The organism is Longispora urticae, assembly GCF_053902585.1.
On sequence record NZ_JAQZSH010000021.1, the window covers coordinates 236,162 to 256,463 of the forward strand.

Annotated in this window: 20 protein-coding genes; 3 read left to right on the plus strand and 17 right to left on the minus strand. The window is 69.5% G+C overall.

Going from position 1 to position 20,302, the window contains the following annotated elements; all coding sequences use genetic code 11:
• Positions 1–62: 62 nt before the first annotated feature.
• Positions 63–1,283, plus strand: a complete 1,221-nt coding sequence (locus PT931_RS12250; RefSeq protein ID WP_456245841.1) for an MFS transporter — start codon at positions 63–65, stop codon at positions 1,281–1,283.
• A gap of 273 nt (positions 1,284–1,556) precedes the next feature.
• Here the strand turns inward: PT931_RS12250 and ispG are convergent, their stop codons facing one another.
• From ispG to PT931_RS12305, 11 genes are all read right to left on the minus strand, one after another.
• Positions 1,557–2,723, minus strand: coding sequence for a flavodoxin-dependent (E)-4-hydroxy-3-methylbut-2-enyl-diphosphate synthase (ispG, locus tag PT931_RS12255; protein ID WP_456245842.1), 1,167 nt, complete (start codon positions 2,721–2,723; stop codon positions 1,557–1,559).
• Between the two features lie 10 nt (positions 2,724–2,733).
• On the minus strand, positions 2,734–3,984 hold the full coding sequence (locus PT931_RS12260) for a M50 family metallopeptidase (protein WP_456245843.1): 1,251 nt from the start codon (positions 3,982–3,984) through the stop codon (positions 2,734–2,736).
• 11 nt (positions 3,985–3,995) lie between these two features.
• Positions 3,996–5,186, minus strand: a complete 1,191-nt coding sequence (dxr, locus tag PT931_RS12265) for a 1-deoxy-D-xylulose-5-phosphate reductoisomerase (RefSeq protein WP_456245844.1) — start codon at positions 5,184–5,186, stop codon at positions 3,996–3,998.
• 410 nt (positions 5,187–5,596) lie between these two features.
• Complete coding sequence (locus PT931_RS12270; RefSeq protein WP_456245845.1) at positions 5,597–6,109, minus strand: GNAT family N-acetyltransferase; 513 nt, start codon at positions 6,107–6,109, stop codon at positions 5,597–5,599.
• 368 nt (positions 6,110–6,477) lie between these two features.
• A complete protein-coding gene (locus PT931_RS12275) occupies positions 6,478–7,527 on the minus strand; it encodes a hypothetical protein (protein ID WP_456245846.1) in 1,050 nt (349 codons plus the stop codon).
• The gene (locus PT931_RS12280; RefSeq protein ID WP_456245847.1) at positions 7,524–7,838 is read right to left on the minus strand and encodes a hypothetical protein; all 315 of its coding nucleotides are present in this window, start codon (positions 7,836–7,838) and stop codon (positions 7,524–7,526) included. The genes PT931_RS12275 and PT931_RS12280 overlap by 4 nt, the downstream gene beginning before the upstream one ends.
• Positions 7,839–7,862: 24 nt before the next feature.
• On the minus strand, positions 7,863–8,522 hold the full coding sequence (locus PT931_RS12285) for a hypothetical protein (RefSeq protein ID WP_456245848.1): 660 nt from the start codon (positions 8,520–8,522) through the stop codon (positions 7,863–7,865).
• Between the two features lie 48 nt (positions 8,523–8,570).
• A complete protein-coding gene (locus PT931_RS12290; protein WP_456245849.1) occupies positions 8,571–9,761 on the minus strand; it encodes a WXG100 family type VII secretion target in 1,191 nt (396 codons plus the stop codon).
• Complete coding sequence (locus tag PT931_RS12295; protein ID WP_456245850.1) at positions 9,758–10,396, minus strand: hypothetical protein; 639 nt, start codon at positions 10,394–10,396, stop codon at positions 9,758–9,760. Before PT931_RS12295 ends, PT931_RS12290 begins: the two co-directional genes overlap by 4 nt.
• 41 nt (positions 10,397–10,437) lie before the next feature.
• Positions 10,438–11,637, minus strand: coding sequence for a S8 family serine peptidase (locus PT931_RS12300; RefSeq protein ID WP_456245851.1), 1,200 nt, complete (start codon positions 11,635–11,637; stop codon positions 10,438–10,440).
• Positions 11,638–11,720: 83 nt separating this feature from the next.
• Entirely contained in the window at positions 11,721–12,524 is an 804-nt protein-coding gene (locus PT931_RS12305) for a hypothetical protein (RefSeq protein ID WP_456245852.1), read from the minus strand.
• 345 nt (positions 12,525–12,869) lie between these two features.
• Here PT931_RS12305 and PT931_RS12310 point away from each other — a divergent pair, with 345 nt between their 5' ends.
• Complete coding sequence (locus PT931_RS12310; protein ID WP_456245853.1) at positions 12,870–13,517, plus strand: 2-phosphosulfolactate phosphatase; 648 nt, start codon at positions 12,870–12,872, stop codon at positions 13,515–13,517.
• Positions 13,518–13,601: 84 nt separating this feature from the next.
• On the opposite strand, the gene PT931_RS12315 is transcribed toward PT931_RS12310, so the two are convergent.
• Positions 13,602–15,104 carry a Rieske 2Fe-2S domain-containing protein gene (locus PT931_RS12315; protein WP_456245905.1) on the minus strand — a complete coding sequence of 501 codons (1,503 nt, stop codon included), beginning with the start codon at positions 15,102–15,104 and terminating at the stop codon, positions 13,602–13,604.
• Positions 15,105–15,244: 140 nt separating this feature from the next.
• Here PT931_RS12315 and PT931_RS12320 point away from each other — a divergent pair, with 140 nt between their 5' ends.
• A complete protein-coding gene (locus PT931_RS12320) occupies positions 15,245–15,472 on the plus strand; it encodes a DUF2631 domain-containing protein (RefSeq protein ID WP_363726664.1) in 228 nt (75 codons plus the stop codon).
• A 170-nt stretch (positions 15,473–15,642) separates the two neighbouring features.
• On the opposite strand, the gene PT931_RS12325 is transcribed toward PT931_RS12320, so the two are convergent.
• The 5 genes from PT931_RS12325 to pyrH form a co-directional block, all read right to left on the minus strand.
• Entirely contained in the window at positions 15,643–16,563 is a 921-nt protein-coding gene (locus PT931_RS12325) for a DivIVA domain-containing protein (RefSeq protein ID WP_363726666.1), read from the minus strand.
• A complete protein-coding gene (rlmN, locus tag PT931_RS12330; protein ID WP_456245854.1) occupies positions 16,560–17,726 on the minus strand; it encodes a 23S rRNA (adenine(2503)-C(2))-methyltransferase RlmN in 1,167 nt (388 codons plus the stop codon). Before rlmN ends, PT931_RS12325 begins: the two co-directional genes overlap by 4 nt.
• A 64-nt stretch (positions 17,727–17,790) precedes the next feature.
• On the minus strand, positions 17,791–18,888 hold the full coding sequence (locus PT931_RS12335) for a phosphatidate cytidylyltransferase (RefSeq protein WP_456245855.1): 1,098 nt from the start codon (positions 18,886–18,888) through the stop codon (positions 17,791–17,793).
• The gene (frr, locus tag PT931_RS12340; RefSeq protein WP_363726671.1) at positions 18,888–19,445 is read right to left on the minus strand and encodes a ribosome recycling factor; all 558 of its coding nucleotides are present in this window, start codon (positions 19,443–19,445) and stop codon (positions 18,888–18,890) included. Before frr ends, PT931_RS12335 begins: the two co-directional genes overlap by 1 nt.
• A gap of 34 nt (positions 19,446–19,479) precedes the next feature.
• Positions 19,480–20,229 carry a UMP kinase gene (gene pyrH, locus PT931_RS12345; RefSeq protein WP_363726673.1) on the minus strand — a complete coding sequence of 250 codons (750 nt, stop codon included), beginning with the start codon at positions 20,227–20,229 and terminating at the stop codon, positions 19,480–19,482.
• Between the last annotated feature and the right edge of the window lie 73 nt (positions 20,230–20,302).

Sequence of the window (20,302 nt, forward strand, 5' to 3'; positions counted from 1 at the left end):
GCTAGCGTGCCATGGATCACAACTCCTTTTCAAACCGTACGTTCGTACTGTTTGATCGGGCCGTGCTGAACCGACTGCTGCCGCCCCCGGGAACCGCCCGGATCATCACCCTCGCCACCCTGGTCAACACCTTCGGGAACGGGGCGTACCTGTCGTGCAGCGTCCTGTTCCTCACCCGCTCCGTCGGGCTCACCCCCGTCCAGCTCGGGGTCGGGCTGAGCATCGCGGCGGTCCTCGGCACCGTGCTCAGCGCGCCCCTGGGCTACGTCGCCGACCGGGTCGGCCCCAAGGGCACCCAGATCGGCGCCCTGCTGGCCTGCGCCCTCGTGTACGCCGGCATGGTCCTCGTCACCGGCTTCTGGTCCTTCGTCGTCCTCGCCTGCCTGATCGCGGTCGGTGAGGCCACCGTCAAGGGCGCGGCCGGCGCCATGATCGCCGGGGCCGTGCCACCCGACCAGCGGCTCGAACTGCGCGCCTTCGTCCGGTCCGTCAACAACGGCGGGATCGCGCTCGGCACCCTGGTCGGCGGGATCCCGCTGCTGCTGGACATCCGGGCCGCGTACGTCGCGATGCTGCTCGGGAACGCCTGCACCTTCGTGCTGGCCGCCGCGATCCTGTCCCGGGCCGCGCGGGTGCCCGTACTGCCGGTCCCCGCCGACGGGCCCCGGATGGTCGCGCTGCGGGACCGGCCGTTCCTGGTGTTCACGGCGATCGACGGGTTCATGGCCAGCGCGTACAACGAGATCATCAGTCTGGGGTTGCCCCTGTGGCTGGCCACCCAGCGGCACGCGCCACTGTGGCTGGTGACCGTCGCGCTGTTGGTCAACACCGTCGGGTGCGTGACGTTGCAGGTGTGGGCCAGCCGCGGGGTCGACGGGATCCGGGACGCCGCGCGGATCGGGCGGCGCGGGGCGATGGTCGTCGGCGTGGCCTGCGTGCTGTACGGGCTCACCGCCGGGTTGCCCGTGTGGGCTGTGGCGGTGCTCGTCGTCGTGGCGTCCGGGGTGCACGTGCTCGGGGAGCTGTGGCTGTCGACGGCCACGTTCAGCGTGGTGTTCGGGCTGGCGCCGGACTGGGCGCAGGGGCAGTACCAGGGCACGTACGCAATGGGGCGGCAGTTCGGGAACATGGTGACGCCGCCGTTGCTGGCGGTGCTGGTGGCGTCCGGGGGACGGTTCGGGTGGGTGGGGATGGGGGCGTTGTTCGGGGCGGCCGGGGTGGTCTATCCGGCGGTGGTGCGGTGGGGGGTGCGGACTCGGCCGCTGGCGGCGGTCGGGGTGTAGGTGTGGCCGGGGGCAGGGGTCGCCAGGCTGGGCGGGGCTGTATCAGGGCTGGGGCAGGAACTTGGCTGGGCCGGGCCGGATCGGGCCAGGGTGAGGGGCGCCGGGCTGGGCGGGGCCGCGTGGGGCCGGGGACATCCGGGCCGGTGACCTGGCTGGGCAGTGGTCGTCCCGGACCGGGCCGGTGGCCCACTCGTAACCATCAAAGGTTTTTCGGGTGTGGAGACAGCGGCGCCCGCCCCGCGTGAACACGGGACGGGCGCCGGCCTCGAAGCTCTAGTGCACCGTCACCGTCGAGGCCAGGCCGCGCAGCTCCTCGGGGAGTTCGGCGCCCATCTCCTCGGCGAGGCGCAGCGCCTCCTCGATCAGGGTCTCCACGATCTGCGACTCCGGCACGGTCTTGATGACCTGGCCCTTGACGAAGATCTGGCCCTTGCCGTTGCCGGAGGCCACACCCAGGTCGGCCTCGCGGGCCTCGCCGGGACCGTTGACGACACAGCCCATCACGGCCACCCGCAGCGGCACCGGCAGGCCCTCGAGCCCGGCGGTGACCTCCTCGGCCAGCTTGTACACGTCGACCTGCGCGCGCCCGCACGACGGGCACGACACGATCTCCAGGCCCCGCTCCCGCAGCCCCAGGGACTCCAGGATCTGGTTGCCGACCTTGATCTCCTCGACCGGCGGCGCGGACAGCGACACCCGGATCGTGTCGCCGATCCCCTCGGCCAGCAGCGCGCCGAACGCGACCGCGGACTTGATCGTGCCCTGGAACATCGGGCCCGCCTCGGTCACACCCAGGTGCAGCGGGTAGTCGCACTGCTGCGCGAGCTGCCGGTACGCGCGGATCATCACGACCGGGTCGTTGTGCTTGACCGAGATCTTGATGTCGCGGAAACCGTGCTCCTCGAACAGCGAGCACTCCCACAGGGCACTCTCCACGAGCGCCTCGGCGGTGGCCTTGCCGTACTTCTCCAGCAGGCGCTTGTCCAGCGAGCCCGCGTTCACGCCGATCCGGATCGGGATCCCCGCGTCGCCGGCCGCCTTGGCGATCTCGCCCACCTTGTCGTCGAACTGGCGGATGTTGCCCGGGTTCACCCGGACCGCCGCGCACCCGGCGTCGATCGCCGCGAACACGTACTTCGGCTGGAAGTGGATGTCCGCGATCACCGGGATGTTGGACTTGCGCGCGATCGCCGGCAGGGCCTCCACATCGTCCTGGGACGGCACGGCCACCCGGACGATCTGGCAACCCGACGCGGTCAGCTCCGCGATCTGCTGGAGCGTGGCGTTCACATCGGAGGTGAGGGTCGTCGTCATCGACTGCACGCTGACCGGCGCGCCGCCACCGACCGGCACGTCACCGACCATCAGTCGACGGGAGACGCGCCGCTCGGCGAGAGCCGGTAACGGCATGGGGGGCATACCAAGGCTGATCGAGGTCACTGTTCTTCCACTACTTCAGGGTGATCGGGTTGAAGATGTCAGCGCCCACCGTCAACAGGGTGAACGCGCCGAAGACGATGATGACCACGTAGGTGACCGGCATCAGCTTGGCGTAGTCGACGCGGCCCGGATCCGGGCGACCGCGTCGGGCGGCGAACCAGGACCGGACCCGCTCGAACCAGGCGACCGCGATGTGGCCCCCGTCGAGCGGGAGCAGGGGTAGCAGGTTGAAGATGCCCACAAATATGTTCAACGACGCAAGGAGCCAAAGGAACACGGACCAGAGGCCGCGATCCGCGAGTTCGCCGCCGATCCGGCTCGCGCCGACCACGCTGATCGGGGTCTCCGGGTCGCGCTCGGAGCCGGTCAGGGCGTCCCAGAGCTTCGGGACCTTCTCGGGGAACTTCTTCAGCGCCGTGAACGTGTTGCCGAGAGTGTCCACGTAGAAGCTGCCGGCGGCGCCGACCCCGTCGACCGGGCCGTACGTCACCGTGGTGGGCACCCCGGGCGGCATGTACGTGGACACGCCCAGCGCCGACACCGTCTCCGTCTTGTCCTTCACGGTGAGCGACGCGCGCTGGACGGCCACCAGGTTCGCCGTGACGGTGCGCTCGGCGCCGTCGGCGGTGACCGTGAGCGTGGCGGGGCCGGCCGGGGCGGCGCGGATCGCCGTGACCAGTTCGAGGTAGTTGGCGACGGCCTTGTCGTTCACCTTGGTGATCGTGTCGCCGCTGCGCAGGCCGGCCTCCTGGGCCGGGGACTTCGGGTCGGTCGCGTTGCAGGTGCGCTGCTCGTTGGCGACGACGACACACGGCATGACGGTGATCCGGGAGTACTTCGTCTGGTCCTCGTACGCCTGCGCGAAGGCCGCGTTCGGCAGACCCACGAACATGGCGGCGATCCACATGATCACGAAGGCCAGGACGAAGTGCACGGCGGAGCCCGCGGACAGGACGATCGTGCGCTGCCACAACGGCTTGCGCCACATGACCCGCTTCTGGTCCGCCTCGCTCAGCTCCTCCTCTTCCTCCTCCTGGGGCGTCATTCCGACGATCTTCACAAAACCACCCAGCGGGATGGCCTTGAGCCCGTACTCGGTCTCACCCCGACGGAAGGAGAACAGCGTCGGGCCGAAGCCGGCGAAATACCGGGTGACCTTCATCCCGAACCGCTTGGCCGTCCACATATGTCCGGCCTCATGCAGACAAACCGAGACGAAAATGCCGAGGGCGAACAAGATCACCCCGAGCGCCTGCACCATGAAATCCCTCTCTAGTACGTCCCGGCCAGCTCGCGAGCGCGAGCGCGAGCCCACGCCTCCGCGGCGAGCACCTCTTCGACGGTACCTGGCTCAGCGTAGTCGGGCGCGTCGTCGAGCACCCGCGCGATGGTGTCCACGATCCCCAGGAACGGCAGCCGGCCGACCCGGAACGCCTCCACGCACTCCTCGTTCGCCGCGTTGAAGATCGCCGGACGGCAGCGGCCCTCGGTACCGGCGGCCTTCGCGAGCGCCACCGCCGGGAACACCTCGTCGTCCAGCGGCGCGAACTCCCAGGTGTGCGCGCGGGTCCAGTCCACGGCGCGCGCGGCCTCCGGCACCCGGTCCGGCCAGCCCAGGGCCAGCGCGATCGGCAGCCGCATGTCCGGCGGGCTGGCCTGCGCGATCGTCGACCCGTCCACGAACTCGACCATCGAGTGGATCACCGACTGCGGGTGCACCACGACGGCGATATCGGCGTACGGCGTGCCGTACAGCTCGTGCGCCTCGATCACCTCCAGGGCCTTGTTGACCAGGGTCGCCGAGTTGATCGTGATCACCGGCCCCATGTCCCAGGTCGGGTGCGCCATCGCCTCCTCCAGCGTCACGCCCTTCAGCGACTCCCGGGACCGCCCCCGGAACGGGCCGCCGCTCGCCGTGACGATCAGGCGACGAACCTCACGCTCCGTACCCGACCTCAGGCATTGCGTCAGGGCAGAGTGCTCGCTGTCCACCGGCACGATTTGACCGGGTTGGGCCAATTTTTTCACCAATGCCCCGCCGGCGACCAGGGACTCCTTGTTGGCCAACGCCAGGGTGCGGCCGGCCTTCAGCGCCGCGAGGGTCGGCTTGAGCCCGATGGACCCGGTGACAGCGTTCAACACCACATCACACGGGTACTCCGCGAGCTCCGCCATCGACTCCGGCCCCGCGATGATCTTCGGGATCCGGAAGTCCCCGGTCGCGTAGCCCCGCCTCTGCGCCTCCGCGTAGAAGGCCAACTGGAGATCCTGCACGGCCGTGGAGTTGGCCACCGCGACGATCTCGACCCCGAGGCTGAGCGCCTGCTCGGCCAGCAGCGCCACGTTGCCGCCACCCGCGCCGAGCCCCACCACCCGGAACCTGTCCGGGTGCTGCCGCACGACGTCAATGGCCTGGGTGCCCACCGAACCGGTGGAGCCGAGAAGTACGAGGGTGCGCGTCACCCGGATATTGTCCCCGACCGGTCGGGGGGTGGTTGTGGCGGTGCCGTGGCGGACCTGTGAAGGCGCGGGGTGCGCGGTCTGCGGGGTGGCTTGGGGCCGGGGGTCGGTCGGGGGGCCGGGGGTCGGTCGGGGCCGGGGTCGGCATCCGGCCGGGAACGTTCCCGGGCGGCGGGTGCCGGCCGCCCGCCCTGTCAGTGGAAGGCCGCCCGAGGTGCGGCGACCCGCGCACGGGGGCCGGAGTCGGCATCCGGCCGGGACAGCGGTTGTCTGCCCCTGTGCCTATGTCTTCCCGGTCAGCCCGGGTCGCCCCGTCGCGGCGGCACGCGGCCGGTCCGGGGGCGGTCCGCGGCCGGTCCGGGGGCGGCGGTGCCGGGGGCTCCCAACCAACACCCGCACCGCCGCCCTGCCCGTCAGGACCGGGTGATCCGGAACGACTCGAGTTCGACCCCGTACCACCGGTCCGTCAGCCCCTGCGGGGTCATGCCCAGCCGCTCACACAGCCGCAACGAGGCCGTGTTCGGCGGATGCACCACCGCCAGGATCTCGTCCAACCCCTCCGCGAACCCCTTGTCGATCGCGCCCCGGGCGGCCTCCGTCGCGTACCCGTGTCCCCACGAGTCCGGATGGAAGTGCCAGCCCACCTCCACCTCGCCGTCCCCGTCCGGCAGCGGCACCAGCAGCACCGTGCCCGCCACCACCCCGTCCGGACGCTCCACCGCCCAGATTCCGAACCGGGGATCCGCCGACCGCTCCCGCCAGCGGGCCACCGTCCGCAGCGCCTGCTCAGGCTCCGTCATCACCTGCGGAGTGGCACCGAGGAACCGGACGACCTCCATCCGCGCGTACATGTCGAACAGACGGTCCGCGTCGGACTCGTCCCACGGCCGGACGACCAGCCGCTCGGTACGGAAAACAATGGTCATTCCGCCAGCTTGCCATCCGGTGACCGGCCGGGACGGTCGTCCGGTCGGCCTGGACGGTCATCCGGTCGGTCAGCGTCGGCCGGCCGGACGGATCCGTCGCCCCACCCGGGGCCCCGTCCCTCCCCGTCACCGCCGGCCGGTCCCGCCGTTCCCCCGCGGCGTCCCGGGCCGCGGGCTTGGTCACCGTCGTGCCCGCGACCAGGGCCACGGGCACGCCCCCGATGATCAGGAGCAGGCGCGTTGTCATGTCCGGCCCGCCTCGTCTCTAGTGTGGACACCGGGAACGCTACCGAGGTGGGGCGCCGGTGGCGTCCGGCACAGGGTTGACGTTTCGTGCCGGCCTACAACTTTCGCGGTACGCCCAGACGTCATCTGTCCTTGTCCAGGTAGCGTTCGATGTCGGCCTGGTCCCGCCGGTGCGGGTCGTCGAGCCAGTCCTGATAGCGCACCCCGACACTGGCCACGCCCCCGGCGGCCTTCACCCCTGCCGGCATCCAGGTGTCCTCGCTCGCCGAGTACTCCCGTGCCACGTCCCCCGGAGTCCGCTGACCCGCCGGCGGCCGGAACCCGTCGCGTATCCCCGGCATCTTGTCCGGCTCATACTTGTTGAAGAATCGCTGCAGCCGGTTGAGCACGGGCACCACCCGATCAAGGAAGACGACGCCCCTGCTGAGCACCACCGTCCCCTCGATCTCGGTGGCGACGGCCGCCAGGTTCACGGAAGCGCCAGCGGTCTCCGGCGCGGTGGCCAGCGCCATCACCCACGTGATGATCAGCCACTCGACCCACGTCGCGAGTAGGCCGATCAGGAACGCCTGCGCGATCTCCATCACGGCCTTCGCCAGCAGTAGACAGACCTCGATCAGTTTGATGTCCGTGGCCACCGCACGCATGCCGTCGGCGAAGGCACCGAGCCGTTGCCTGGCCTCCTCGCCCGTCTTGCCCTGCCAGCCGAGCAAACTCTCATTTCCACTCGCGCGGACCTCGGCCGCAAGCGGAACCAACGCCTTTCCGACCCGTTCCCAACGGGCGATCTCCGTGCCCATCCGCTCGGCGTTGCCCGTGACCAGACCGAGCAGGTCCTCCACGGGCTGCACCACGTCGATCAGGAAACCGAGGCCGGCGCTGAGCAGCGCGTTCAACGGATCGATCGCGACCTCGAAGACGCTGTTCCCCAGGCCGCCGATCAACGTGAACAGCTCGGCCAGATCCGTCTGCTCCTCGCCACCGAACTTGCCGAGCACTTCCCCGATCCGCGCTGAATCCGAGAGGAACGGGATATCCGACTTGGGGTCGAACCGCAGGAACTCGTAACGGCCGATATTGCCCGGCGTGCCGTCGTCGCCCAGGGTCAGCGTCCACGCGCCATCGGGGTCGTCATTGGTCACGTCGCTGTCGTTCGCCTCCGGAGAGGTCACTTCCCCTCCTCCCCGAGCAGCTTGCGGACGCTCCCGAGCGCGTCGGCGATGCCCCGGTCCGCGTCCACGTAGGCCTTGCCGGTGGCGTCGATGGCCTGCACACGGCCCTGGATACCCTCGGCCATCATCTCCAGTTGGCGGTACAGGTCCCGGCCGCAGCCGTTCCAGTACGCGGCGGCCATGTTGATGCCCAGCGCTCCCCAGATGTACCACTCCGGATCGGCCTGTTCGGCGACCTTGAGCAGCTCCGCGGTCCGGTACCGCACCTGGGCCAGACGTTGCCGGCACTCCTCCAGCTGCGCGGGGTCCACCCAGAATCCCTTGGGGTCCTCCACCTAGACCGCCTCCCGTCCGGAAATGTCGAGCCGGGTACCCGTCAACTCGCCCGCCAGCTCCGCGACCCGCTCAGCCGACCGGGCGATGGCACCCTGGACCAGGGAGACCAGCAGCATGCCCAGCGCCTCCGACCCGTACTCCGACAGCAGTCCGTCCGCCAGAAACAGTTCCTCCACCGTCACACCCCTGACCCCGATCCGGATCCGGCCATCCGAGTTCTCCACCAGGGTGCGGTTCTGGGACGCGGAGGTCCGCAACTGGGCTGCGATCCCGACGCGGTCGGCCAACCGTGCCCGGGTACGTTCCAACTCGGGAATCGGCTTCGGAACCGGGTCACTGTTGCCGGCCTCGGCTCCCGTCCCGTTGTCCGGCGGGAGGCCAGGGAGGTCGCCGCGGAAAACCCCCGCGTGATCACCCAGCCTGGCAGTGAGGTGCTCGTCGACCCGGGCCGCAGCCGCGTGCAGCGTGCCCAGGACCAGCCGTGCCAGGCTCCTACCGTCCAGGCGCGCGGCCGACCCGCCGAACACGATGGACCGGGGAACACCGCCCACGCCCACCATGACAGTGACCTCGCGGTTCGCGGACTCGGCCCCCACTACACAGGAGGCCGCGAACCGGGCCATGTCGCGCGCCTCGGCGATCCACTCGTCTGCCTTCATCAGGCGGCACTCCCCTCTGCCTGGCTGATTCGCGTGATGGTCACGGGATCAGTCCTGCGGCCGAACAAAGCGCACCATCTCCACGCCAGCCGGCCAGTCGGACACCGGTTCCTCGACCTTGCCGAGGACCGCGGGGGCGATCTCGTCGTCGCCGTACCAGATCGTCTTGTCCTCGCGGAGCCACGTCGAGTAGGAGGGGTCGTCCTCGGCCGACCTGGGTGCCGGGGAACCGATCGCGCCGACGCTGCCGAGGCCGGGGCCCGCGGCGCGGGCGGCGTTGCCGGCCGCGAGGGTGCGGAGCAGGTCGACCGGGCGGCCGAGAGTGCCGCCGCCGGGGAGTTGGGCGGGGATTCCCGCGCCTGGGCTGGAGCCCAATGTGCCCGTGCCGGAGCCGAGCGGGGTCCCGCCGGAGCCGAAGGAGTCGCCCAGGCCGGCGAGGCCGGTGGTGGAAGGGGTGGTGGAGTCGGTGCGGGGTGGGCGGAAGTCGCCGGCGTCCTCCCAGCCTCGATTCCAGGCGTCGCGGGTGGGGTTGGTGGGGTTCATCGGGCTGGGCTGGTGAGAAGCAAAACCATTCGGGGTGTACGCGCCGCCGGAGCCCAGCTCGGGGCCGCCTGAGGTGCCTGCTGGCGGTACTTCGGTGAGGTCAAGTCCTTCATGGCCGACGTCGTAACCTGCGCTGGTCCCCGCCCCTTCCGGCATCCGCGCTCTCACCCCCTCATAGTCCGCCGACATCTTGTCGTAAGCCTTCCGAGCCGGCCCCTCGATATCGTGAACCGCCTTCTCCAGCAGGTCCGTGATGTTCCCGAAATGCCTGGCAACGGGATTGTTGAACAGCTCATTGGACAGCGACAGCTCGCAGAACTTCGGCCCCAAGCTGATCTGCCCGTTGCGGGCCTCCAGCAGGTCACCGAGCATCCCGTGCGGCACGGGCATCGCCGCCTGTGCCTCGGCCAACCGGGAGGCGGCCTCCCGCAAGGAGGGCGCGATACCGGTACCCGCGTTCGCCTTGTCGATCGCGTCCCCGATCTTCTTGGCGATCCCCAACACGTGCGTCTTGTAGGCCTCGTAGGCGGGCCCCGTCCAGTACCGCCCCAGGTCGCTCACATCGCGTTCCAGCGTCGCCTTGACCTGTCCGGCCTGCTTGAGCAGCTGCTCCCAGCCGAGAGCCGCGCTCTTCATGTCGCCGGGTCGGCCCTGGATGACGACCTGGCGGACCATCGTGCTCCAGTCGGTGGTCACCGGGTCTCCCTCAGGTCGTGGGACGTGGTCGTCTGCTCCGTGAGGATCTTCGTCATCTGCTCCGCCGTCATCCGGTTGCGATCCTCCACCGACGCGTAGTTGCGCATCACCTGGCCGAGCGCGTCGTGCGCGTCATAGAGCTCCTCGGCTACGGTCCGCAGCATGCTCTCGAAACCGGTGTACACCCCGTCGTGTCGGGTCTTGAGTTCCGCCGCCTTCGGGAAACCACCGACGCCGGTACCCGTCGACGCCGGCCCGTCGATCAGCTTCTTGACGTCGGACATGCCCGCCAGGAGCTTCCGCGAGACGTCGCCGGTGTCCTGCAGCCAGCGCTGGGCCTCGGCGAGCGAGGTGAGGTCGTACTCGGTCTTCAGCCCCTCGCCGGGCCCGAACTTCAGCCCGTCCGGGACCTGGGCGGTCCGCATGCCGTTGTCGTCGGCGGTGATCCGCATGCGCACCGCCGGCGGCAACCACCAGGCCGAGATCTCGCCGTCGAGCCGGTTGCCCTCCGTCTTGATGGTCATCACCCGGCCGTCCACGAGCTGGATCTCCCAGGTATCGGGGCCGATCCTGCGCGAATGGTTGACCATGATCGCGGCCTGTGGATTGGTGACCGTCAGTTCCTGCTCACCCATCGGTGAACCCTCCCCATGAAGTTGTTGTCTGACGTGCGTGTCTAGTGACCCGGCGGTCGCGGCGGCCCGTAGCCGGGCGGCGGCGGATAGCCGGGGCCGTACGGATGCGAGGCGACCGGAGGCTGGTGCGCGCGGCGACGACGCCTGCTCGCCAGGACCAGCCAGACGGCGCCACCGGCGAGGGCGGCGGCCACGACCGCCAGCAGCGGGCCCATGACCTTCCAGTCGATGTGGACGGCCACGAGCGGAGGCTTACCGGTACCCGTGGCGACCGGTGACGCGCCCGACCCACCTGTGAGCAGCGGATTGCTGGCGACCTCCGGTACGTCGGCAGTCAGCGCGGCCACGGGATCGATCACCCCGAAGCCGTAGAGGTCGTCGCGCCCGGGATTGCCTGCGTCCTTCGCCGTGCGAATGATCCGGTTGATGACATTGGCAGCGCTGAGCTGCTTGAACTTGGAACGAATAAGCGCGGCTTCGCCAGAAACAATAGCGGCGGCACCACTCGTTCCATCGCTGACGGCATATCCACTTCGCGTGATGGCCTGTGGATCCGTCGATACAATCCGAACGCCGGGTGCAGCTACTGCCAACTCAATGCCCTGCGCAGACCCAGACCAAGCGCTCCCGTCCTGGCTCGATGCAGCGACAGCAACGACCCCAGGGATGCGGGCTGGTGAGGCAACGGTCCGCGCGCCCTGTTCCAAATTGCCCGCAGCTGCGACAACAACGACATCCTTTGATACCGCATAGGCCACCGCAGCAGCCTCTTCGCTCGTCGCGGCGGCCGTTCCACCGCCTAGCGACACGTTGATTACGGAAGCTCCACGGTCAACCGCGCCGCGAATGGCGTCAGCAATTTCACCGCCTGGATAGCTGGAGCCAAGTGAGACAGGCAAGATCTTGGCCCTAGGCGCCACACCAAGGACGTGCTGGTCACCACCCCCCCTACCCGCAATGAGCCCAGCCATCCGAGTTCCGTGGCCCATTGCATCAGCCCGCCCATCTGCAGCCGCATCCCCCCCGATCCCAAACCCCGGCAACACCTGCCCCTGCAGATCCGGATGCCCCGCATCCACCCCCGAATCGATCACGGCAACGACCACGCCCTCCCCCTGGCTGATCGCATGCGCCTGCCCGATCCGCAGCGAATCCAGGTGCCACGAAAGCCCCCGCACCGTATCCGCGTGCGCCACCCCGGGTGCCGCGACCAGCACCACCCCGGCGGCAAGCACCGTCACCCCGGCCCGCAGTCTCCCCAACACCCCGACACACCCGCCCCTATCAGCCCGACCATGGTCAATTCGACACGATAGCTCGATCGTCATATGAATCCCCTGTCGGATTCCCGCCTCGCCGCTCGGAATTCACGGGCGATCCGCAACTGCCGTCTCCGGTCCTGCAGCGTTGAGGCCGCCCACCAGACCGGGAACGCCCCCAGGACACAAACGGAGCACAGCACCAGAAAGAGCCTGTTCTGCAGCCCCTCCGCCGTCGGGTAGTCAGCCGTTGTGATCACACACTTCAGATGCCCCAGGCCGTTCCGACCCCCTCCGACGGTGAAGCAACGCTCCTCGACAGGCACCAGGCCGGACAACGACTCCTGTGAACGCACCCATGGAGCGTCGTCACCGTCCCCCTTCTCCCACTCGACTGCGGCATCGCAGAGAAACGGCGCCTCCAGACTCCACCCAGTGGAGCGGCACTGACCGATCGCGGCGGTGCCCGTCGCACTGCTCGCGTTCCCGATGCCCAGCCGGTCCGAACGGCAGACGAGAGCGAACGACAGCAGAAACGCAGCGCCGACGAGGACCAACGCGCCACGAGCGGCCCATTGCCGCACCTTTGTCACAGTCGGAACGCGCTTCCCCACGGGCGGCGGAGCCGGCGGCCACAGCGCGTCTATCGCGGGACCGTAGGACCGCGTCGGTGGCTTCACGAGCGACATCAGGTATTCGTTGACCTGGGCGATGTCGTACCCCACGTCCGCGGTCCTCAGTTTCTCCCTACTCCATGTGGACGCCCACCCGCCCGGCCCCCAGCCGAGCGTCTCGTGCTCGGCAACCACCAGGTCGACGTCCTGCGTGTCGTAGCCGTTCAGAACCAGGTCGAACCGAGGCCGCACCATCCCCGCGTTCCTCCATCAATCTGTGCACCCCGTAGTCAAAGCGACACGATAGCGGGTATTCGCCAGTCTCGAAGCCCCCACAACCCACCCGAATGCATCCCACCTGCTCCCCTCCACCCCAGCCCACATTTCCGCCGCCATTCCCGCCGGTCAGGTGACGGCCAAAGACGAAGTCAAACCCCGAAAACCAGAGAGTCGGACGGATACCTGTCCGCAGAACACCCCGCTCCGGGGCCCGCTCCACGCAGATGTTCGGCACACGGCACCCACACACACATCCACGCAGGACCATGCACGAACGCCACGGGACACACGCCACCGACGCACACCACTACCCTGACCCGGGTGACACACTTCGTGACGATCGAGGAGTTGGACCGCCCCACAGGCGCCGTCGTGGTGATCGACGTGTTCCGCGCGTTCAGCTTCGCCAGCTGGGCGATGCACCTGGGTGCGGCCCGGATAGTGCTGGCCGCCGACAAGGACCACGCCAGGCGCCTGCGGGCCACATATCCGGACGCCACCAGCTGCACCGACGGCCCGAAACTGCCGGACTTCGCCCTGACCAACTCCCCCGGCCAGCTGTCCACAGTCGACGTCACCGGCGCGACGATCATCCACGCGACGATGAACGGCACCCGGGGCACGGCGGCGGCCCGCACGGCCGACGAGCTCTATGTCGCGAGCTTCCCCAACGCCCGCGCGACCGCCCGGGCCCTCGGCGACCGGCCGGCGACCTTCGTCGTGACCGGCGGCGAGGAGGACCGGGAGTGCGCGGAGTTCATCGCGGCGCTCCAGTCCGACCCGGGCACCGCGCCGGAGCCGTTTCTCGAGCGTTCCCGCCGGTCACGGGGAGCGGCGCGGCTCGCGCGGGGCGTGGCCGACGGGTACCCGGGAATCCACGCCCTCGACGTCGAACGCTCCCTCACCCTGGACGTCCTGGACCGCCCACTGGTGGCCACCCCGACCGGCGACCACCTGATCGTGTCCTGACACCGGTCCGCACGAAGGGCGACAGCAGACGACCTCGACGGGTACGCCCGGACGCCGCCAACGGGCCACCGGGCCGCTGAGCGCCTAGGAGGCCGAGGAGCGGATCTCGTGCCCCGCGCTCGTGATGCACTTGCCGGACTCGAGGTTCCACTTCCAGCCGTGCATCTGGCAGGTCAGCACGCCGTCCTCGACCTTGCCGAACCGGCCCAGGTCCGCCTTGAGGTGCGGGCACCGGCGCTGCACGGTCCAGCCCTCGAGTTCGATGTCCTCGGCGTCGGGCTTCTGTTCGGCGTACCAGCCCTCGGCGTAGTTGATCCGCTCTTCCGACAGGCACTTGAAGAACGCGTACACGAACTCGTTGTACTGCCCGATCCGCGCCGCCGAGAACCGGCAGGACAGGAACAGGGAGTTCACCCAGTCGCCCTCGTCGATGAAGATGAGGTGCTCGACGAGCCGGCGCTCGGTCCGGAACCGGTAGCGCACCTTCTCGTCGGCGGCGACCCGGATCTCGTTGTTCGGGAAGTCGAAGACGATGCTCTCGACGACCTCCTCGGAGTCGGTGGCCAGCAGGTCGAAGCGCACGGGGCCGCCGATGCCGCCCGCGATGTACTCCGACTCCTCCATGATCGGCTCGACCCGGCGCTTCAGCTCGGCGAGCACGTCGATCTCGGGGTGCGACCAGGTGGCCTTCTCGGCCTCCAGCGCGGGGCGCTTGCGCTCGGCCATCTCGCGCAGGTAGACCGGCTTGTTCTCGAAGAACGCGCGGACGTCGGCGACCGGGTGCTCGACCTTGCCGGTGGCGGCGTCGGCGACGGAGCCGGGCAGCAGCAGCACCCCGTTGTCGTAGCCGAGGCCCTCGATGTGGTCGAGGAACACCTGCTGGTCGGGGAAGATGTTGCCCTCGTCGCCGTGGATGTCGTTGAACTGCCACAGCGCGTCGTCCAGGAAACACGGCGGGCCGGCGATCGGGATGACGAACGAGGCCTTCAGGTCGTCGATGTAGCGCACGGTGCGGTCGAACTGCCGGTCGCGCTTCTGCTTGCCGAAGGCCGTCTTGGCCGCCTGGGGCAGTTCGTACACCATCGGGTACCAGATGGCGCCGCTGAACTGCAGCAGGTGCGCGTGCACCTGCCCGAGGGCCGCGAAGGTCGACAGGTCCGTGGGCCGGGCGTCGTTCTGGTTGAGGAGGCGGACCCCGTCGTGTTCGACCCAGATGGCCGAGTCGCCGATCGGGCCGTCCGTCGGGGAGGTCAGCGCCTGGATCATGACCTTGAGGCCGTCGATCTCGTGCACCTCGTCGGACACCGTCTTGTAGAACGAGGTGAACCCGAGGTCGCGCAGCTCGTCCTCCAGCTGCGACGTCGGGTACTCCGGGAGCAGGATCGTCGCCTTCTTGCTGATCCGCGACTTCAGGAACTCCGCGTCGAAGTGGTCCCGGTGCAGATGGGAGACGTAGAGGAAGTCGGGGTTGCCCAACCGGTCCCAGTCGAGATCGACATTGTCCGGGAACGGGAACCACGAGCCGAAATAGGCTGGATTCACCCACGGGTCGCACAGGATGCTACCCGCGCCGGTCTCGATGAACATGCCCGCGTGACCGGTACCCGTGACCCGCACTCTCGACCTCCTCGTAAGACGCGCCCTAGACGCTACCCGAACCCTCCGACGCGCCCCCAACCCGTCATGCCAGACTGAACGCGACGCACACCGTAAGGAAGGGACACGACGTGGCTGGCAGCTCCGAACCGGTGACCTCGCCGGACCAGCACAAGCCGACGAACTTGAAGGCGGCACGTATCGGCGGGATCGTCACGATCCTGATCCTTCTCGTGATGGCGATCGGCAACCACGAGGGCAACGTGGAGAACATCTGGCTGTTCGGCCTGGCCCTCCTGCTGGCCGCCACCATCGTGGGCGACTGGCTCCTACGCAAGAACGGCCTCAAGTCCAACTAGACCGTTGGGGGCCGTCGTCAGAACACGGCTGGCTGCGTTTTCTCGGCCCCGCAGGGCGCTGCCCTGGCGGTGCCGAGAAAGCCTCGCCATCCGCGCCCTGACGACGGCCACTTCGCCTTAGAGCAATAGAAAAGAGCCCCGCAGCGATGCGGGGCTCTTTTCTATGTCTGCTACTTGCGGAGCAGGGCTCGGATCTCCTTGAGCGCCGAGTCGACGTCCGCCTCGAAGTATCCGCCCTGGACCAGGCTGAACTGGCTCGGGTCGAGCTCACCGTCGGCGACGGCGGCACCGGAGCGCCCGGTCATGTAGGCCAGGACCGCGTCGAACAGCCGGTCCACCTGCGCCGGGTCGTAGCCGCTGCCGAAGCGGCGGGGCTGGAAGGTGCGCCGGAGCGCGTCCACCTTGCTGACCTCGTCCGGCGTGAAGGCACCGGTGACGGCACCCATCTCGCCGGTCATCTCCATCCGGCCGTGCCGGCCGGCCGCGTCGTAGCCGCCGCTGTTGAAGCTGGTGGGGTCCGGTCGCGGGTACTCCCCCGAGCGGCTCACCGGCGGGGCCACGGGGGCCGGCGGCGGGACGACGCTCGGGAAGTTCTGGGTCGGGTAGTCCTCGCGGGGCGGCGGCGGGGCGAAACCCCGGTCGTCGCGCACCGGCGGCTGCTGCGCCGTCCGGTCGTCGAACTGCGGCGGCATCGCGGGCGGCGGCGCCATGGCGGGCCGCTCGTCGAACGGCTGCGCCTGCGGCCGCTCGTCGAAGGCCTGCACGGGCGGCGGGCCCTGGGGCTGCGCGCGCGGCGGGACCTGCTGCGGCGCGAGCCGCTGCTCGACCCGCTGGTACAGGCCGCCCCGCTCCTCGAGCTCGGTCAGCTGGCGCTCCACCCGGTCGAGGTGCAGGTCCACCTGCCACTCGTCGTAGCCGCCGAACCGCACCCGGAAGACCACGTCGTGGACCTCCTGCGCGGTCACGGGCGTGCCCGGCGCGTCACCGCCCAGCGTCGCCTCCACGCGGTCGAGGAAGGTGTCCACCTCGTCGACCTTGTAGCCACGGCGCAGCGCCCGACGTCGGAACCGCTGACCACCTGAACTCGTCACTCATCCACCTCCGCAGCAGCGAGCTGCCCACATGCCCCGTCGATCTCCCGACCCCGCGTGTCCCGAACTGTAGTCGGCACTCCCGCGGCACGCAGTCGTCGGACGAACTCCCGCTCCACCGGCTTGGGGCTCGCATCCCACTTGCTGCCGGGTGTGGGGTTGAGCGGGATGAGGTTCACGTGTGCCAACCGACCAGATAGTAGGCGTCCGAGCAGGTCGGCGCGCCACGGCTGATCGTTCATATCTCTGATCATCGCGTATTCGATCGAGACCCGACGTCCGGTCTTCGACGCATAGTGCCACGCCGCGTCAAGGACCTCGGAGACCTTCCACCGGGTGTTCACCGGGACGAGCTCGTCGCGCAGCTCGTCGTCGGGGGCGTGCAGCGACAGCGCCAGGGTGACCGACAGACCCTCGTCGGCCAGTTTGCGCATCGCGGGCACCAGGCCCACCGTCGAGACTGTCACGTGCCGCTGGGACAGGCCCAGGCCCTCCGGGGCGGGATCGGTGATCCGCCGGACGGCCTCGATGACCCGGTTGTAGTTCGCCATCGGCTCGCCCATGCCCATGAACACGACGTTCGACAGGCGGGTCGGCATGCCCGCGAGCTGGCCACTCGCGGCGATCCGGGCCGCGTCGACGACCTGGTCGACGATCTCGCCGGTGGAGAGGTTCCGGGTCAGACCGGCCTGGCCGGTGGCGCAGAACGGACACGCCATCCCGCAGCCGGCCTGTGACGAAATACACACCGTGGCCCGACCGAACCTGGCCGGTTGATCCGAGTCGTCCTCTTCTGCCCCGGACGCCGACGGATACCCCATCAGGACGCTCTCGACGAGGGAACCGTCGTGCAGCTTCCACAGCGTCTTCTGGGTCAGGCCGTCGTCCGTGGCGAGCCGGCGGGCCGGGGTGAGGAGCTGGGGCAGCAGTTCGCCGGCCAGCTTCTCCCGGAGCCCGGCGGGCAGGTCCGTCATCGCCGCGGGGTCGCCCTCGAGCCGGCCGAAGTAGTGGTTCGACAGCTGGGTGGCCCGGAACGGCTTCTCACCCAGCTCGGCGACGGCGGCCCGACGCCCGGCCAGGTCGAGGTCGGCCAGGTGTCGGGGCGGCATGGAACGGCCGGCGCGGCGCGGCGGCGACATGTTGAGTACAGGCAGGGTCGTCATGACTCAGCCAGTGTCCCACGCCGACCCCCGAACAACCGACCCCAGGGAGGAAAGGCGAGCCACTTCACCCGGTGGGGGCGGCCAGCACGCTCAGCAACATGTACCCGAGCGGAGCGGCCACGAGCAGGGAGTCCAACCGGTCCATCGCCCCGCCGTGGCCGGGCAGCAGCGTGCCCATGTCCTTGATCCCCAGATCACGTTTCAGTAACGACTCGGCCAGATCGCCCACGGTCGAGCCGATCGCCAGGGCCACGCCGAACACGGCGCCCGCCCACCACGGCGCGTCGAGCATGAACCGGAGCATCAGGGTGCCGCCGATCACGCAGGCGAGCACCGAGCCGGCGAAGCCCTCCCAGGACTTCTTGGGGCTCACCGTGGGCGCCATCGGGTGCTTGCCGAGGAACACGCCCGCGATGTACCCGCCGGTGTCGGAGAGCACCACGGCGGCCACGACGCAGACCACCCGCAGCGCGCCGTCCTCGGGCCGGAGCAGCAGGACGAAGAACGAGGCCAGGAAGGGTACGTACACGGCGACCATCGCGGCGGAGGTGACCGAGCGCGCGTACCCCGGGGGGCCGTCGCCGAGCCGCCAGACCATCACCGCGAGCAGGGTGAGCAGCAGGCCGATCGTGAGCGCCCCGACGTCGCCGAACCAGGCGAGGCCGATCATCAGCACCCCGCCGGCCAGCAGCGGACCCAGCGGGGGCCGTTCGGGGCCGTCGCCGAGCGCCCGGACGAGTTCCCAGATCCCGATGACGACGGCCGCCGCCAGCAGGAACAGGGCGCCCTCGCGCCGGATGAACAGGCTGGCCACCACGAGCGCGCCGAGGCCCACGCCGACGCCGATCGCGGCGGGCAGGTTGCGGCCGCCCTTCGGCGGGGGCGCGGCGGCCGGGGGCTCGGCCTCGGCGGTCACCAGGGGCAGCGCCCCGGTGGCGTCGTCGGCCACGGCGGAAGCCCCTTCCACCGGAACGGTGCCGGAAGGGGCGAAAGGATCGAATTCAGACTCTGCGGGTACGGCCGGCTCGGGCTCCGACCACGCGGGGGTGGTCGAGTCCCAGGCCTGGTCGAGCCAGTCCGGCTGCTGCTCGTCGGCCGGAGTGTCGGCGCGCTCGCGACGGGCGCGCCGACCTCCGTTGTCGAAGGGGTCGAAATCTGTCATCAGACTTCGAGCAGCTCGGCTTCCTTGTGCTTGAGCAGCTCGTCGATGACCGCCACGTACTTCGTGGTCAGCCCGTCGAGCTCCTTCTCCGCGCGCTTGACCTCGTCCTCGCCGGCCTCGCCGTCCTTCTGGATCCGGGCGAGCTCGTCGTTGGACCGACGGCGGATGTTGCGGATGGCGACCTTGGCGTCCTCGCCCTTGCCCCGCGCGACCTTGATCATGTCGCGGCGGCGCTCCTCGGTCATCGGCGGGATGTTGATCCGGATCTGGGTGCCCTCGTTGTTCGGGTTCACCCCGAGGTCCGAGTCGCGGATCGCGCGCTCGATGTTGCCGAGCTGGCTGCCGTCGTAGGGCTTGATGATGACCATGCGGGCCTCGGGCACGCCGATCGACGCCATCTGCGGCAGCGCCGTGGGCGTCCCGTAGTAGTCGATCACGATCTTGGAGAACATGGCAGCGCTCGCGCGGCCCGTGCGGATCGCCGCGAACTCCGACTTGGCGTGCTCGACTGCCGAATCCATCTTCTCCTCGGCCTCGAGGAGTGTGTCGTCGATCACCTGGCTCGTCGCTCCTTCAGAAGTCGGTGGTGCTCTACTTGCGGGGCCCGGCCTCAGCCGAGGTGATCAGGGTGCCGATCCGCTCGCCGCCGAGCGCCCGGACGAGGATGTCGTCGCCCTCGGCACCGAACACGAGCATCGGCAGCCGATTCTCCATGCAGAGGCTGAACGCGGCCGCGTCGACCACCTTCAGTCCACGCCGGAGCGACTCCTCGAACGTGATGGTATCGAGCTTCTCGGCGTCCGGGTTGGTCCGCGGGTCCGAGGTGTAGACGGCGTCGACGCCGTTCTTGCTCATCAGCACGGCGTCGGCGGCGATCTCCAGCGCGCGCTGGGCGGCCACGGTGTCCGTGGAGAAGAACGGCATGCCGGCGCCGGCGCCGAAGATGACGACCCGGCCCTTCTCCAGGTGCCGGATGGCCCGGCGCGGGATGTAGGGCTCGGCGACCTGGGCCATGTGGATGGCGGTCTGCACCCGGGTGTCGATGCCCTCCTTCTCCAGGAAGTCCTGGAGGGCCAGGCAGTTCATCACGGTGCCGAGCATGCCGATGTAGTCGGCCCGGGGGCGGTCCATGCCGCGCTTCTGCAGCTCGGCGCCCCGGAAGAAGTTGCCGCCGCCCATGACGACGGCGACCTGCACGCCCCGCTCGGTGACGGCCTTGGCGATCTGGCGGGCCACCTCGGAGACGACATCCGGATCGACGCCGACCGCTCCGCCGCCGAACATCTCGCCGGAGAGCTTCAGAACCACCCGCCGGTACCGGGTGGTCGCGGTGTCGGTCATGGAAACCTCCGAAGTCAGTCTATTACGCGGCAAAAGGGCCGCAGCGGCGCGTCAACAACACACCACCGCGGCC